Origin of the sequence: Acinetobacter sp. AOR43_HL (genome assembly GCF_027854635.1) — a bacterium.
Lineage (GTDB): Bacteria > Pseudomonadota > Gammaproteobacteria > Pseudomonadales > Moraxellaceae > Acinetobacter > Acinetobacter pittii.
Genome location: NZ_JAKTHX010000010.1, coordinates 15,347 through 32,171, shown reverse-complemented (window position 1 = coordinate 32,171; position 16,825 = coordinate 15,347). Strand labels below are relative to the sequence as shown.

Genomic DNA, 16,825 nt, shown 5'->3' with positions numbered 1-16,825 from the left:
ATGAAACTAAACGGCATTATTGGCTACCCTGTTACCCCATTTTCTGATGACAACACCATTAATCTTCCTGTTTTGAAACAAATGCTGGATATGCTTATTGAAAACGGCTGCGATGCGATTGCGCCTTTAGGCAGTACAGGTGAAAGCGCTTATCTTGAATGGGATGAATGGTGCTTAGTCGCGAAAACTTCAATTGAAAGTATTAATAAACGCGTGCCCGTCATTATTGGAATTTCAGAACTCACGACGGATCAAGCCATCAAAAAGGCGCAAATCGCGCAAAGCTACGGTGCAGATGCACTCATGGTGATTCCTATATCTTATTGGAAGCTAAGAGACCAAGAGATTTTTGAATATTATCAAGCAATTGCCAAAGAAACCACACTACCAATTATGATTTATAACAACCCCGCGACTAGCGGTGTTGATATGTCTCCAGAGTTAATTGTGCGTATGTTTAATAGCATTGCAAATATTACGATGGTGAAAGAAAGTAGCGGTGATATTCAGCGCATGCATAAGATTTATGAGCTATCAAAAGGAGAACTCCCATTTTATAACGGGTGTAACCCTCTAGCTTTAGAGGCTTTATGTGCTGGAGCAAGCGGTTGGTGTACAGCAGCACCAAACCTATTAGGTCAACGACCTCAACAGCTTATTGAACATATAAAAAATGGTGAGTTAGAACAAGCCCAAAATTCATTTTATCAGCAACTTCCTTTACTACGCTTTATTGTAAATGGTGGTTTACCTAAAACGATTAAAGCTGGTTTACAACTAAAAGGTGTCTCTGCGGGCTTACCACGCAAGCCATTATCTAAAGCTACGGATATTGAGCTTAACCAGTTAAAACAGCTACTTTCTGAAATAGAAAACTAATAAAAAAGCGGGTTACTCACCCGCTTTTTTAAAACTCAAACTTAGAATGTTTTAGTTAAACTAAACACCAAGCCCGTGTCATAAGGTTTCTTACCAGCATCAGTCATACCAGAAGTACTAATGTCTGTACCAACAACATCTAGCTCAGCAACAATACCCAAGATGTTATAGTTGACGCCAACTTTATAATCGATATAGCTATCGTCTTCACCTGGCCCACCCGCAACTACAAGTAAAGAATCTTTGTTTTTGAGTTTGTTATAACCAACTGAAGCAAGTCCAGTAAATCCTGTGTCTGCAATTGGTGCTGAATAACCGACGTTGAAATACCAGAACTCATCAGAGTGGCCCCAGTAATCATCTGAATAGCTTACGCCCACACTAAGTGCATCACCTTTAAATAAAGAGTCTGCAAACGTTAATTTTCCGTAAAATTCGGTGAAGTCGAAGCCAGTATCACCATTGTATGGGTTAGTAAATTTTGAGTCAGAACCAATGTATCCATAATGAATTACACCCACATCATAAGTTGGTGCAAGCGTATCAGACAATTTTAACGTATTTGTATAACCTAAAGAGATATCGGTTTCAGTTGAAACGCCAGGTGTATTAAAGTCTACGCTTGACCCCCAAAGCGCAACATAAGCACCTGACTTATGAGAAAAAGTGAACCCACCTTGAATAGCTGGGTTATTTGACGATTGGGTAACACCACGGAAACGGTAGTCTGTGGTCGCTGCCACACTACCTGTTGCCGTGATTCCATAAAAAGATGGAGCATCTTCAGCCATAGCCATAGTTGACCCTGCTGCAAAGATACCAAGAGTTACTGCCTTAAGTGCAAATTTCATCATTTTGATCTCCCCCACAATGAACGCACGATTTATAGGAATTAAACAAATTGTGTTACTTGAGCTTTAGCAATTGCTGTGCCAAGTACAAATTTGCTATCAGTGCTCTTCATTAATTTTGAGATCAAACTCACTTTATTATAAAATTGCTGTGTAATTTTTATAAAAATATATCTATATAAAACATAGTGATAAAATAAAATTCTTATGCGATAAAAAATACTAAACATACGAGAACCCCTTATCGGAAATTAATGAGCGAGGCGTGAAGTATTCATTTGTTGCACATAAATTTTCTATTTAAACTTAGAAGCGAGATATAAAAAGTATGTAAATTTCTGGAGGACAGTGCTTGTAATGATCTGTGATTGCGCATTTCTACTCATTGGATTTGTTTATTTATTCCTTGTTTAAAGTAGATGTACTATTTTGGATCTTTTTTAAGCAATAATATGGATAAAAAGAGTAGTGCACAAAATATAAGCAAGTTATTGCACTAAATTTGATCAACCTAAACATATTTTGTTAACCGCCTGTAGTGATCTATTTTTGTACATTCCATTTTTTAAAATAACGTTATATAGTAACAATTTAAAGGGTATAAAAATAAAAGTGATGAAAAAAGAAACTTAAAATAAGATTAAAAAGTAAACATATCCAACAAAAAAGAGTAAAAAATGAACACAAGAATCAACTATTTTTTTAACTTTAAATACAAAATAAATGGTAAAAATCCACTAAAAATTAAATTACTTTTTTTATTTTAAACAATAAATTAAGTATAAAAGACGAATTATAAATTTATTAAATAACCCCTACCACATTAATCAAATCCTGCATAGCATATATAAAATAAAATGAACAAAAATATATCTTTTTTACAGATTACTTATACAATTGATGGAAATCCTAGGCCCTGAACAATAACAAGGCACAGGATTTATCGTTTTTATGAGGTTCTTTAAATATGCTAAAAGCACAAAAACTTACATTAGCAGTTCTCATTTCTGCGGCAATAATTTCCTCAGCTCAGGCAAGTGAGCAAAGTGAGGCAAAAGGATTTGTTGAAGATGCGAACGGTTCTATTCTCTTCCGTACAGGTTACATCAGCCGTGACAAAAAAAATGGCGTAGATGACACCAGTTCATTTGCTCAAACAGCAATCGTAAATATTGATTCTGGCTTTACCCCTGGTATTGTTGGCTTCGGTGTAGGCGTTGTTGGTGATGGTTCATTTAAAATCGGCGAAAATAATAACGCTGGTAATAACATGATTCCAAAACACAACGATGGTTCAGCTTATGACCATTGGGCTCGTGGTGGTGGTAACGTAAAAGCGCGTTTCTCGAACACAACAGTACGTTACGGTACTCAAGTACTCGACCTACCTGTTCTTGCAAGTAACACAGCACGTTTAGTACCTGAATACTTTACTGGTACATTATTAACCAGCCATGAAATTAAAGATTTAGAAGTGATTGCTGGTAAATTCACTAAAAACCAATATTCGGACCAAGTGAACACAGATGGCCGTAATCTTGATCGTGCAATTGTTTGGGGTGCTAAATACAAGTTTGATGATAATTTAAATGCATCTTACTATGGTTTAGATAGTAAAGATAAACTTGAACGTCACTACGTTAATGTAAACTATAAACAACCATTGGCTAATGACAGCTCATTAACTTACGATTTCAGTGGTTATCATACTAAGTTTGATGAAGGTGCTTCTACTTATTCACAAACTACTGATGACCTATCTAATCGTAAAAACAATATTTGGGCAATATCTACAGCCTATAATACTGGTCCACATAACATCATGGTTGCTTACCAACAAAACAGTGGTAATGTCGGTTATGACTATGGTGAAAATGCTGACGGCGGTCAAAGTATTTATTTGCCAAACTCTTACCTGTCTGATTTCATCGGTAACGATGAAAAATCTGCTCAAATTCAGTACAGTCTTGACTTTGGTAAATTAGGTGTATTACCTGGTCTGAACTGGACAACTGCATTTGTATATGGTTGGGACATCAAAGTTAAAGGCTTAACTGATGATGCTGAGGAACGTGAGTTCTTTAACCAAGTGAAATATACAGTTCAAAGTGGTTTTGCTAAAGATACAAGCCTTCGTATTCGTAACTCATACTACCGTGCAAGCGATGCTTATCAAACCAATGCTTACATCGGTGATACGAACGAATGGCGTATCTTCCTTGATATTCCTGTGAAATTATTCTAATTCACAAATCTATCAAGCATAAAAAACCTACGTCTGGCAACAGATGTAGGTTTTTTATTAAGCTCAAAATATCAATTCAGATATTCTAAGCTTATCAATTAAAGCTTATTTAGCAGCTTCAATTGCTTTTAATACTTCTGCTTTAGCAACATCAGCACCTTCCCAACCACTGATTTTTACCCACTTACCTGGTTCTAAATCTTTATAGTGACTGAAGAAATGCTCAACTTGGCTAATCAATAACGGAGGAAGATCTGTATATTCCTTCACGTCTTTGTAAAGTGGAGATAATTTTTCGTGTGGAACAGCGATTAATTTCGCATCAATACCACCGTCATCTTCCATGTTTAATTTGCCCACTGGACGGCAACGAATTACAGAACCAGCAGCAACAGGATGTGGAGTTACAACAAGTACGTCTAATGGGTCGCCATCTTCAGACAAAGTATTTGGAACATAGCCATAGTTCGCTGGATAGAACATTGCTGTACCCATGAAACGGTCTACAAACAATGCATCAGAATCTTTATCGATTTCATATTTAATTGGTGCTGCATTTGCAGGAATTTCAATGATGACATAGATGTCATTTGGCGCATCTTTACCTGCTGGGATATTGCTGTAACTCATATCAATACTCTTTCGTTATGAAGTCAGATGTAAAATCCACTCGATTATAGCGTGGATATCATCAAAATGATGCCGATTATACAATGGGCACACGCGAAAGTTGATATGAATGATGACAGAATGACACTCAAGTCAGTTTAATCGTGACCACTAATAGAAAGATTGGACACAATATCGATAAGAACCAAACAATCGAGCGTAAAGTTGCCCAGTTAGTTAAATAGCAAATGCCATAAATAACTCTTAAAATAATATATGCCCAGCCTAATCTCAGAATAAAATATTCCGGAACAACCATATACTCAGCCATTAAAATAGCAGTTAAGAATAAAGGTAGGCTTTCAAAGCTATTTTGTTGTACGGCATTAGCGCGAGCAGCAAGGCCTGTTGTTTTGGCCAAAAAAGCTCTCGGATTTTGATTATCGACGGGCTGAAAACCACCTGTAAATTTTGCAATTACGGTAAATGCGTATGGCAGCAAACATGCCACTAAAATAATATAGATAATGCCGCTGATGCCCTGCATAGTGCCATCCATCACTGAAAATACTGTTGATCATGCTATCATAACATTGCGTTTTTACCTGAAATTTTATGCAATCACTTGTCATCACTGATTAATAGGGCCATGTATGCAACAACCTGATCAAAAAGAATTGTTTGACGTCTTAGAGAAGCAAAAACAAAATCAACTTCAGGTAGACCGTATATTAAAAATCGTACTTCCTATTGTGGCTTTTTTATTGAGTGTGATTTGTGCAAATCTAAATTGGCAATCGACACTGGGCACCTTTGTTATTTTAACAATTACTTTTATTGCAGTCGGTATTAAACGGCTTCCTTTATGGCATTGGTTAATTGTGATTACCCTATATTGCCTAGCAGATAATTATTTAAGTTATGGTCAGCTCGATTTAACTCATTTGCGTTTGCAATTGGGCACAATGCTAGTTTTTGTTGGGATGGTAGGAATTGGTCGTCCTTACATAGACCGCTGGTTTATGAAGAGCCACAACAAAGTGTAAAAACAAAAAAAGCGCCCTAAGGCGCTTTTTTATTAACTTTTTAGGCTGGCTTACGTAAGTCCTTACGTAAGATTTTGCCTACGTTTGATTTAGGTAATTCATCCATAAACTCAACATAACGAGGGCGTTTATAACCTGTTAAGTTTTCTTTAGCAAAGTTCAAAATTTCTTCAGTCGTTAAGCTTTGATCTTTTTTCACGATAAAGAGTTTTGGCACTTCACCTGATTTTTCATCAGGAACACCAATTGCTGCAACTTCCAATACTTTTGGATGTTTAGCAATAACTTCTTCGATTTCGCTTGGATAAACGTTAAAGCCAGAAACCAAAATCATATCTTTTTTACGGTCTACAATTTTAGTATATCCACGGCTATCCATAACACCGATATCACCCGTACGGAAGAAACCGTCTGCAGTCATGACTTTCGCAGTCTCATCAGGACGCTTCCAATAGCCTTTCATGACTTGAGGACCACGAATAGAGATTTCACCTTGCTCACCTAAGGCAACTTCTTTACCGTCATCATCTAAAATAGCAACTTCTGTTAAAGGTAATGGAATACCAATTGTGCCGCTAAATTCAGTAGATGCAGGAGGATTTGCAGTCGCTACAGGAGAAGTCTCAGACAAACCATAACCTTCAATAATGGTTGTACCAGTAATCTTCTTCCACGCTTCTGCTGTAGAAGGTAGAACTGCCATACCACCGCCCATCGCCATTTTTAAATTGCTATGGTCAAGTTGTTTAAATTCTTCATTGTTTACTAAAGCATTAAATAATGTATTTACTGCTGGGAAGAATGATGGCTGATATTTACGTAATTCATTAATTACCGCTGGTAAATCACGTGGGTTCGGAATCAAGATATTTGCCTGACCTTTATACATACCGTACATCGCGCAAACCATGAACGCAAAAATATGATAAAGCGGTAATGCGCAAACAATACGGTCGCCTTTAGCACCATCATTTGCACCAAATTTACTTTGGAAGATACCATCACACTGTAAAAGGTTAGCAACCAAATTAAGATGTGTTAATTCCGCACCTTTTGAAACACCTGTAGTACCACCCGTATATTGAAGCACGGCAGTATCACTTAAAGTTAAATTTGGACGCTTATAATTACTCGGACTTACTTTATTTAATGCTGTATTAAATTTAACGTACCCAGGAATATTCCAAGCAGGAATTTGCTTACGTACTTTACGTAATACAAAATTTACTAATGTACCTTTAAGCGTACCAAGCATATCTCCTACTGTTGCAACTACAACATGCTTCACAGGAGTTTTACCTAAAATGCTTTGGTAAACACTGGCAAAGTTTTCGATAATCACGAGTACTTCTGCACCTGAGTCATTTAATTGATGCTCAAGCTCACGCGCAGTATAAAGTGGGTTTACATTCACCAACACTAAGCCTGCACGTAACACAGCTAATGCAACTACAGGATATTGCAATACGTTCGGCATCATCACTGCCACACGAGTTCCCTTTGCTAACCCCAAATTTTGCAAATAGGTCGCGAACTTACGGCTTGCAAGTTCCAACTCGTTAAATGACATCGCTTTATCCATAAAGATAAAGGCATCACGAGAACCAAATTTTTGGAAATTACTCTCAAAAATATCAACAAGAGAGGTATTTTCCGCAGGCAATGCTACTGTTTCTGGAATCCCTGTTTTTTGGTATTCTGCAAACCAAATCTTTTCCATAATGCCATTATCTCCGATTCGTAATCCTTAGTAATAACTGTTATTCAATGCCCCAGCTATTCTTTAGCTTCTTGGTGCCAGAACATATTTAAAACTTATTGGCACATTCATGACACTTTCGAACAAGATTATGAGACAGAAGTTTTGACAATTTGACCCTGCCAAATTTTTTGCATGGAGTACAAATTGCGTACTCCAAATTGCTGCCCTTTTAATCGTTATTCAATACCAATAAGTTCAGTTCATTGCTTGAACTTATTGCCATATATAGCGTATTTATGTTGCCCGACGCTAGCTTTATCTCTGAATCAACAGTTTATTTGCTTTTTGATATCCACGTGGTAAGAGGTGACCTTTTGAAGCTCGTTTACCCATGTATTTTTGTAGATCTTCACCTTTTAATTTTAGATGTTGTTGACCTGCAACCACCTGAATTATTTCATCTAAGTTCAGGGTTGTCATGGATAAAATCTGCTCTTTCGCTTCAAGTTGTATCAACTTATTACCTTTACCCTTATTTAAATTTGGCAGTTCTGATAAATCAATAATCAAGAGTCGACCTGCTGAGCTGAGTACAGCCAAATGTGTCATGTTTTGGGCAGATATTAACGGTAGTGCTTTTGACTTTTCAGGTACCGACAAGAAGCTTTTTCCTGCCTTGGCATTGGTATCTAGCTGTTTGACTTGAGTTTTAAAGCCATAACCTGATGAGCTAGCAGCAATAAGTTCTGACTCGTCATCATCTAAATAGACCTGAATAAATGCGACTCCACTTGCAGGAGCAAGCTTCGAACTTAATGGCTCTCCTAAACCTCTTGCTGATGGCAAACTGCTAATAGGCAAGGCATAACTACGCCCTGTCTCATCAAGGAAATAAATTCGTTGATTGGTTTTACCCACCGCATGACTTAAATATTGGTCACCAGCACGATAGTTTAAATTCTCTGCATCAACATCCGCACCTTTTGCAGCACGAATCCATCCCGCCTCAGATAAAACTACCGTTACTGCTTCAGCCGGCATTAAATCTTGTTCTCTAATCTGAACAGCTTCAGCACGTGCAACAATTGGAGAACGGCGTTCGTCACCAAACTTTTTCGCGTCTTCTTTGAGTTCACCAATAATCAGATTTTTTAAAGATTCTGGGTTTTCTAATTGTTCACGAATAATCGCTGCTTTTGCTGAGAGTTCATCCTGTTCTTGACGGATTTCCATCTCTTCAAGTTTTGCTAAATGGCGTAACTTGAGTTCTAAAATTGCTTCTGCTTGTATCTCATCAATTTTGAAATGATCCATCAATACAGGTTTAGGCTGATCTTCTTCACGAATAATACGGATAACCGTATCAATATCGAGATAAGCAATTAAAAGGCCTGCCAAAATATGTAGACGTTTTTCAATTCGGTTTAAATGATATTCCAAACGGCGAGTAACCGTTTTTTTACGGATCTCAATCCACTCAAGCAAGATACGTCTAATCGACTTAACCTGAGGACGACCATCCTCACCAATCATGTTTAAATTAACGCGGTAGCTTGATTCTAAATCGGTAGTAGCAAATAAGTGGCTCATCACCGCTTCAGCATCAATACGGTTAGAACGAAGTACAATCACGAGTCGTGTTGGGTTTTCATGATCCGACTCGTCACGCACATCCACCACTAATGGTAGCTTTTTGGCCTGCATTTGGTCGGCAATTTGAGTGATCACCTTAGAACCCGATACTTGATACGGCAATTCGGTAATCACGATTTCATTTTTTTCGATGGTATAAACCGCTCGCATGCGGTAACTACCACGTCCAGTCGTCTGGATTTTGAGTAATTCTTCAGGCGGAGTAATAATTTCAGCTTTGGTTGGTAAATCTGGCGCTGGAATATATTCAGCCAATTTCTCGTCTGATGTTTGCGGATTACGAATTAAGGCAATTGTTCCTTTAATCACTTCACGCAAATTATGTGGCGGAATATCAGTCGCCATACCAACCGCAATACCAGTTGTACCATTCAGCAGAATATTAGGAACTCGTGCTGGCAAAGTAATCGGTTCTTTTAATGAACCATCAAAGTTATCTTGCCATTCACTCGTGCCTTGTCCTAACTCACTTAGTAATAACTCACTGTAGGCAGAAAGTTTTGCCTCGGTATAACGCATCGCAGCAAACGATTTAGGATCATCTGGTGAACCCCAGTTCCCTTGACCTTCAATCAAAGGATAGCGATAACTAAACGGCTGAGCCATCAACACCATGGCTTCATAACATGCCGAATCACCATGCGGATGATATTTACCTAGTACGTCACCTACAGTACGGGCCGATTTTTTTGGCTTACCACTGCTTTTTAAGCCCAACTCGCTCATGGCGTAGACAATACGGCGCTGTACAGGTTTTAAGCCATCACTGATATGTGGCAATGCACGGTCCATAATGACGTACATGGCATAATTCAGGTAAGCCTGTTCAGTAAATTCGGCTACAGAGCGGTTTTCTGTCGCTTGATGCGCAAGGCTGGTCATAGTCAGCTTATCTTCCAAATCAGTCGTTATTTTAAGTGAGTCTTATGCTAAGTGGGCTATGTTACAGACACAAGAGGGACTCTGTCACCTGAGCGTCAAATTATGTCTCATCTCTCTATATTTTTAGTTACTTGCTATAAAGTTAGGCAAACTAGAGACCTATCGACTCTAGTCTTTTACCTTGTGTTTCTTCACCTAATATTAAAATTACAGCTGCAACCAAAAGTAAAACAATAGTAAACATCATAAAAACATGGCTAAACCCATTTTTGGAAACCATCATATGAGTGACGACTATCGGCGCCAAAATTCCACCTAAACGGCCCATTGCCGATGCCCAGCCCGAACCAAAAGCCCGAATGTTGGCTGGATATTGCTCTGGTGTATAGGTATATAACACTCCCCATGCACCCAAATTAAAGAAGGACATAAGACAACCCCAAAACATAATGCTATTTACACTATCGGCTTGTCCAAAGAAATATGCAGATAAGGCACAAAACCCGATAAATGCAGCAAGTGTAATTTTTCTACCCAATCGTTCTACAAACCATGCCGCTGCCAAGTAGCCTGGTAGCTGCGCCAAAATCATAAGCAAAACATATTCAAAAGATTTAACAATGTCATAGCCCTGTTTCACTAATAAACTTGGCAGCCACGTAAAGATACCGTAGTAGGAATACACAATTCCAAACCAGATGAGCCAAAGCATTAAGCTTCTGCGAGCGAATTGACCACTCCAAAGTTGTTTAAAAGAGACTTTTTGTCGCATGGCTACAGGCACGACTTCAATATGGTGAACAATTTGAACGCCTGCTTGAGCTTCTAATTTTTGAACCAATGCATGTGCTTCTTCAACACGTCCACGGTTAATCAGGTAAGGTATGGATTCAGGGAGTTTTTTCCAAATTACTAAAATATAAATCAGTGGGAGGCCACCCATAAGAAATGCAATGTGCCAACCAAATTTAGGAATAATAAAATAAGAAATGAGTGCAGCAACTAACCAGCCCAAACCCCAAAAACTTTCGAGTAGGACGATAAAACGACCACGTACATGGGCAGGTATATATTCACTCACCAATGTCACTGCAACGGGTAACTGTCCACCAAGTCCAAGGCCAACAATAAAACGGAAAATTAATAACCACTTTAAGTCTGGAGCAAAGGCACATAAGGCAGTCGCAATACTATAGATGGCCATGGTAACTGCAAATATTGTCTTGCGGCCAAAGCGGTCTGCTAAAGCTCCTGAGCAAACAGCTCCAATAGCCATTCCTACAAAACCGATACTCACAATCCAACCGCTTTCTGCTGGCGTTAATACCCAGTCTTTAACAAGCGTTGTCATGATAAAAGCAATGATACCGGTGTCCATCGCATCAAACATCCAACCTAAACCAACCACCCACAGTAATGTGTAGTGAAATTTGCCAATTGGAAGATTTTGTATACGTGAAACCAGATCCATAGGAAAACTCTACTGGAAAAATAAGTGAGCAAGACAATATATTTTATTGTTATAGCATGCTCACATCGAATTCTGCATGATTAATGTTCGTCAGTTGAAGAAGCCGATTCTGCATCGTCATCTTTATAAATAAATTTAGGCATTTCTAAGCCAAAATAGATTGCAATCAGACGTAAGGTAAAGCCAAAAATTAAAGTTGAAATAACGGTTAACTCTAGGCTTAATCCTAAATCCTGACAAACCCAGTAACAGATGACTGCCACAAAAGAGATACTCGCATAGAGTTCACGACGGAAAACGAACGGGACATCGTTACATAAAATATCACGTAAAATACCGCCAGATACTCCAGTCAACACCCCAGCTACTGCTGATACGACAAAACCATGCCCCATTTGTAAAGCAATCTGGCAACCAATAATTGTAAAACCAATCAAGCCTAAAGCATCGAGCACCAAAAAGATGTTATGTAAATGACGCATCCATTTGGCAATAATAATTGTGACAAATGCAGCACAGCAGGTCAGAACCAAGTACTCAGGATGTTTTACCCAAGTTAAAGGATAGTGACCAAGCAATACATCTCGCACCGAACCACCACCTAAAGCAGTCACACAGGCAATCAGTACGACACCGAACCAGTCCATACTCCGTCGACCAGCAGACAATGCTCCTGTCATGGCTTCCGCAGTAATCGCAATAATATAAATAACGGTGAGTAACATCGCCCTTTCCCTCAGGCCAAACAGTGGGCGTATTTTAAGATAAACTTACAGAAATTGTGCACAGCATTGCTTAAATTTTTTTCCTGAACCACATATACAAGGTTGTTTCATCGTGACCTTCATATCGACCGTTGGGTCGAGGAAAAACCATTTTTGCTGGTGATAAACAAAATGTGAAACCTCATGATGAATTTGGGCTTTTTGTCTATCATGATAGTGAGCCTTGAACTCAACCTGTGCATGGGTTTTATCTAACTTTTCGTTGGAGTTAACTACATCTAAACCCAACCATTGATTTTGTTTGCTCCACTCTGCGATGGCATCTTTATCTAGTGCTGTTTGCTGACCTAAAGCAGTCGTTTGCACAATATAATCAATTTGCTGTAATGCAAAAGCGCTATAACGTGAACGCATAAGCTGCTCTGCCGTTAGTGCTTTGGCTGTGCCTAAATGTAAAGGCTCACAACATTCTATATAGCTGCCTTTTCCACATGGACAAGTTTGTTGGGTCATTTAGTGCTTCTCAAATAAAAAAATAGCTCAGAGTTGAGCTATTTTATGATGTTTCTAGACTTAAAACGTCATTTAATCTTTTGATTCATCTTGCTCGATAGAAACAATATGAACTTTCTCAATTTTATGACCTTCCATCGTAATCACTTCAAAGCGATAACCGTCTGCCTCAACAGCTTCGCCATTTTCCGGTAAACGGCCTAAATGGAATAACAAGTAGCCCGATAAAGTTGAATACTGTTCACTTTCGTCAACGAGATCACGACCTAATAAAAGTGATACATGGCGAATATCAGTTGAACCTTCAAGCATTAATGAACCATCTGCCAAGCTTTCAGCAGCAGCGTCTAACTCATCTTCATCAGGGAATTCGCCAGCAATTGCTTCTAAGATATCAATTGGTGTTGCGATACCTTCGATGGAACCATATTCATTTAATACGATCGCCATTTGTAAAGGTGCTTGACGCAATTGCTCCATCACCATAAGCACTTGAGCATTTTCATGCACAATCACAGGTTCACGTAGATGCTTTTGGAAATCAATTACACCTGTCTCAATAAAGTTATTTAAAACTTTATGCGTAAGCGCAATACCTTCAATATTATCAAGCTCACCACGTGCAACGATCAAACGAGAATGTGTCATCGACATTAAACGTTCTTTTAAAACTTCAGGTTCATCGTCTAAGTCAATCCACTCAAGTTCAGGGCGTGGAGTCATAACAGATTTTACAGGACGCTCTGATAAACCAAGCACACCTTGTACAAGCACACTGTGATAAGCACCATTTTCTTCGTCAAAAACTTCATCAGCAAAAGCTTGCGTCGCTAATACATCTTCTTTATCAGAAGATTGAGTATCTGAAGAACTACTATTTTTACTGCCTAACATACGTAAAACCGCAGAGGCAGTGCGATAACGCAAGTCTGTAGTGGTAACTAGCTTTTCCTGATTGCGACGCATGCTCTGATTGATAACTTCTACCAAAACCGAGAAGCCAATTGCAGCATATAAATAGCCCTTCGGAATATGGAAACCAAAGCCTTCCACCACCAAAGAGAAACCGATCATCATCAAGAAGCCAAGACACAGAATGACAACTGTTGGATGTTTATTGACGAAGTCCATGAGTGGTTTTGATGCCCACAACATGATTCCGACAGCTATAACAACCGCAACCATCATGACTGACAGCTCTTTCACCATACCTACAGCTGTAATCACACTGTCTAACGAGAATACAGCATCAAGCACAACAATCTGGACAATAACCATCCAGAATGCAGCATGAACAGGATTATCTTCTTTATGAAGTTGTTTCCCTTCCATCCGTTCATGCAATTCCATGGTGCCTTTAAATAATAAGAACACACCACCGAATAACAAAATCAAATCACGACCAGAGAATGGATGATCAAAAATATGGAAGAGTGGCTCAGTCAGTGTCACGACCCAAGCAATCGAGGCTAAGAGTACAAGGCGCATTCCTAATGCGAGTACCAAACCGACTATACGTGCTTTAGCTCGTTGCTCTGGCGGCAATTTCTCAGCCAAAATCGCGATAAAAACGAGGTTATCGATCCCCAATACAATTTCAAGAACGATTAAAGTTGCTAAACCCACCCAAGCAGAGGGATCAGACATCCATTCAAAGATCATTGATCCTGCTCCTGTGTTGTTTGAATTTTATCTTTATTTGGCAACACAACAGGCGCGCCTATACAAAGGGGGGAAAATGTTTTTTTAAGACAAGAAATTAAAACGGAGCGACTACAACCACTACCCATATTTGTTCATATGTTGTTAAACGATTTTTTAGTATAGGCAAGATTTAACATAAATTCATCATTTTTATTTGTACATAACCAGCATTCACCAAACCCATACAAAACATGAATCTTTCTTATAAATCTGCTTATAAAGTTGTCATATCTTTTGCTTACTGTAGACAAGAAATATGAACGTGATAAGGTAAAAATAAAACAATGAATAGCGTATTAACAATGGCAGTAAATGATTCACCAATAACAGCTGTAAAAACAAAACAACCTCTTATTGCATTATATTGTGGTTCACGTGCAGGAAATAACCCAATCTACCGAGAAAAAGCAATTGAACTTGCTCATGGAATCGCTGAACAAGGCTTTGGATTAGTCTATGGCGGTGCCAGTATCGGTTTAATGGGACAAGTCGCAGAGAGCGTTCTTGCAAACGGCGGAGAAGCTGTGGGTGTGATCCCTGAATTTATGCTTGATTATGAAGTCGCACATGCAGGCCTAACTGAATTACATGTCGTAGAAACCATGCATGAACGTAAAGCCATGATGGCAGAACGTGCAAGTGCATTTATTGCGTTGCCGGGTGGTTTAGGAACATTTGAAGAAATATTGGAAATAGCCACTTGGGGCCAACTCAACCAACATCAAAAGCCCATGATTTTATATAACGTAAATGACTTTTATAACGCACTTATTGCCCAATTAGACCATGCAGTTCAAGAAGGTTTCCTTCCCCTTCAACATCGAGCTAAATTAATTGTATGTGATGATGTTGATCAAATTTATAACGTCATTAAAAACTTAAAAATGCCAAAAAGATTTGTTGTCTAGTTGTCCACCTATTCTATTTAAAAAAGCGGTTCTGCCGCTTTTTTTGTTTTAACTATTTTCACCTCTACCTTCAAAAGAACTCAGATTTAGTAAAGGGGTATTCAACATTGGCTTACTTCTTTTAAATTCAATTTGTTTTACACTAGACCAAAACGTTAATTTTCAAATGTTATGAATGCCACGCCGACTCACCAAGCCTTGCAACCCGAATATCGCTTACTCGTTCTTTTGGTTTCTATTGGCTTTTTTATGCAGGCCTTGGACACAACCATTGTAAATACTGCTATTCCTGCGATGGCTCATCATCTAAATGAAGATCCTTTACGCATGCACAGTGTAGTGGTGGCCTATGTATTATCGGTTGCTGCCTGTATTCCTTTAAGTGGCTGGTTAGCAGACCGCTTTGGTGTTAGAAATATTTTCTTGTCGGCAATCGTAATTTTTACTCTGGCTTCTTTAGGTTGTGGTCTTTCTCAGAGTCTCAATGAGCTGTTATTTTTCCGAGTCATCCAAGGCATAGGCGGCGCCTTACTACTTCCTGTTGGCCGATTATCACTTTTAAAAATTATTCCTCGAACTCAGTTCTTAGCTGCGATGAGCTTAATGAGCCTTGCAGGTTTACTCGGACCTTTGGCTGGTCCAACTTTGGGCGGATGGTTAGTTGAAGTTGCAACTTGGCACTGGATTTTTCTGATTAATATTCCTATGGGCATACTTGGCATATTAATGACACTAAAAGTCATGCCGAATGTAAAAGAACCCTCGGTCAAAACATTTGATTTGGGTGGCTTCATCTTATTAGTCGTGGCCATGATTGGCTGGTCTTTAGGGATTGAACATCTAGCCTCACCTGAATATTCAAAATGGTTTAGTATTTCACTGTTAGTCGTCGGAATAATCGCAACGCTTTGGTATGCCTATCATTCACATACTCATCAAAATGCATTATTTCGTAGCCGACTCTTTAGAAACAAAATTTATGCGATTGGTATTTTAGGTAATTTCTTTGCTCGCTTTGGTGGTAATGCTTTGCCTTTTGTTTTACCACTCATGCTACAAGTTGCTTTTGGTTTTGAACCTTTCATTGCTGGTTTAATGATGATTCCATTAGTCTTGGGCTCATTATTTTCAAAGCCAATTGTCAGGCCTATTATTCAAAAAATTGGCTACCGACGTTTTTTACTCATTAACACAACATTAGTTGGGCTATGTATTGCCTCTTTTGCAATCATGACCGTCGATACTCCAACTTGGTTTAGAGCCTTGCACTTTTTCTTGTTTGGCACATTAAATTCACTGCAATTTGTTGGCATGAATACATTAACCTTGAAAGACTTGCCTCAACAAGATGCGAGTAGCGGTAATAGTTTCTTGTCGATGATCATGATGCTATCAATGAGTATTGGTGTTGCACTGGCAGGTACCCTCATTAACGTATTTACCAATTATTATGGCCCAGCTCATGTAACCACTGCATTCCATGTCACTCTCATTTGTCTCGGTTGTATCAATGTCATTACTGCATTTATTTTCTGGCAAATTCCAAAGGATACGTCTGTATAAGCGGTTGCATTTTTAGCATGGTTTCTCACTCGCGAATCACGCTATGATGTCGACTTCAAATTTTAACGAGTTTT

General features: G+C 38.7%; 15 protein-coding genes. 5 read left to right on the top strand and 10 right to left on the bottom strand.

What is annotated here, in order from left to right; translation table 11 throughout:
- Positions 1-879: a dihydrodipicolinate synthase family protein gene (locus tag MKL33_RS05905; RefSeq protein WP_069036331.1), complete on the top strand. Its 879-nt coding sequence runs from the start codon at positions 1-3 to the stop codon at positions 877-879.
- 41 nt (positions 880-920) lie between these two features.
- Here MKL33_RS05905 and MKL33_RS05900 read toward each other — a convergent pair whose 3' ends face one another.
- Entirely contained in the window at positions 921-1,733 is an 813-nt protein-coding gene (locus MKL33_RS05900; protein ID WP_017385855.1) for a TorF family putative porin, read from the bottom strand.
- A 38-nt stretch (positions 1,734-1,771) separates the two neighbouring features.
- Positions 1,772-1,960: a hypothetical protein gene (locus MKL33_RS05895; RefSeq protein WP_270906652.1), complete on the bottom strand. Its 189-nt coding sequence runs from the start codon at positions 1,958-1,960 to the stop codon at positions 1,772-1,774.
- Positions 1,961-2,697: 737 nt separating this feature from the next.
- Between MKL33_RS05895 and MKL33_RS05890 the strand changes: the two genes are divergently transcribed.
- Entirely contained in the window at positions 2,698-3,975 is a 1,278-nt protein-coding gene (locus MKL33_RS05890; protein ID WP_262468054.1) for an OprD family porin, read from the top strand.
- Between the two features lie 105 nt (positions 3,976-4,080).
- On the opposite strand, the gene ppa is transcribed toward MKL33_RS05890, so the two are convergent.
- Positions 4,081-4,605 carry an inorganic diphosphatase gene (gene ppa, locus MKL33_RS05885; RefSeq protein ID WP_002121243.1) on the bottom strand — a complete coding sequence of 175 codons (525 nt, stop codon included), beginning with the start codon at positions 4,603-4,605 and terminating at the stop codon, positions 4,081-4,083.
- Between the two features lie 127 nt (positions 4,606-4,732).
- A complete protein-coding gene (locus MKL33_RS05880) occupies positions 4,733-5,131 on the bottom strand; it encodes an MAPEG family protein (RefSeq protein ID WP_069037021.1) in 399 nt (132 codons plus the stop codon).
- A 106-nt stretch (positions 5,132-5,237) separates the two neighbouring features.
- Between MKL33_RS05880 and MKL33_RS05875 the strand changes: the two genes are divergently transcribed.
- A complete protein-coding gene (locus tag MKL33_RS05875) occupies positions 5,238-5,630 on the top strand; it encodes a hypothetical protein (RefSeq protein WP_270906651.1) in 393 nt (130 codons plus the stop codon).
- Between the two features lie 40 nt (positions 5,631-5,670).
- On the opposite strand, the gene MKL33_RS05870 is transcribed toward MKL33_RS05875, so the two are convergent.
- The 6 genes from MKL33_RS05870 to MKL33_RS05845 all read right to left on the bottom strand — a co-directional run bounded on the left by MKL33_RS05870 (position 5,671) and on the right by MKL33_RS05845 (position 14,238).
- Positions 5,671-7,350, bottom strand: coding sequence for a long-chain-fatty-acid--CoA ligase (locus tag MKL33_RS05870; protein WP_044102657.1), 1,680 nt, complete (start codon positions 7,348-7,350; stop codon positions 5,671-5,673).
- A 297-nt stretch (positions 7,351-7,647) separates the two neighbouring features.
- Complete coding sequence (parC, locus tag MKL33_RS05865; protein WP_086398710.1) at positions 7,648-9,867, bottom strand: DNA topoisomerase IV subunit A; 2,220 nt, start codon at positions 9,865-9,867, stop codon at positions 7,648-7,650.
- A 151-nt stretch (positions 9,868-10,018) separates the two neighbouring features.
- Positions 10,019-11,338: a niacin transporter NiaP gene (niaP, locus tag MKL33_RS05860; RefSeq protein ID WP_068930527.1), complete on the bottom strand. Its 1,320-nt coding sequence runs from the start codon at positions 11,336-11,338 to the stop codon at positions 10,019-10,021.
- Between the two features lie 80 nt (positions 11,339-11,418).
- Complete coding sequence (locus tag MKL33_RS05855) at positions 11,419-12,063, bottom strand: trimeric intracellular cation channel family protein (RefSeq protein WP_002121256.1); 645 nt, start codon at positions 12,061-12,063, stop codon at positions 11,419-11,421.
- 45 nt (positions 12,064-12,108) lie between these two features.
- Entirely contained in the window at positions 12,109-12,576 is a 468-nt protein-coding gene (locus MKL33_RS05850; RefSeq protein WP_270906650.1) for a YchJ family protein, read from the bottom strand.
- Positions 12,577-12,648: 72 nt separating this feature from the next.
- Entirely contained in the window at positions 12,649-14,238 is a 1,590-nt protein-coding gene (locus MKL33_RS05845; protein ID WP_002121643.1) for a TerC family protein, read from the bottom strand.
- Positions 14,239-14,564: 326 nt separating this feature from the next.
- On the opposite strand from MKL33_RS05845, the gene MKL33_RS05840 reads away from it, so the two are divergent.
- Both MKL33_RS05840 and mdtD read left to right on the top strand, forming a co-directional pair.
- Complete coding sequence (locus MKL33_RS05840; protein ID WP_270906649.1) at positions 14,565-15,188, top strand: TIGR00730 family Rossman fold protein; 624 nt, start codon at positions 14,565-14,567, stop codon at positions 15,186-15,188.
- 171 nt (positions 15,189-15,359) lie between these two features.
- Complete coding sequence (mdtD, locus tag MKL33_RS05835; protein WP_069122032.1) at positions 15,360-16,751, top strand: multidrug transporter subunit MdtD; 1,392 nt, start codon at positions 15,360-15,362, stop codon at positions 16,749-16,751.
- Positions 16,752-16,825: the final 74 nt, after the last annotated feature.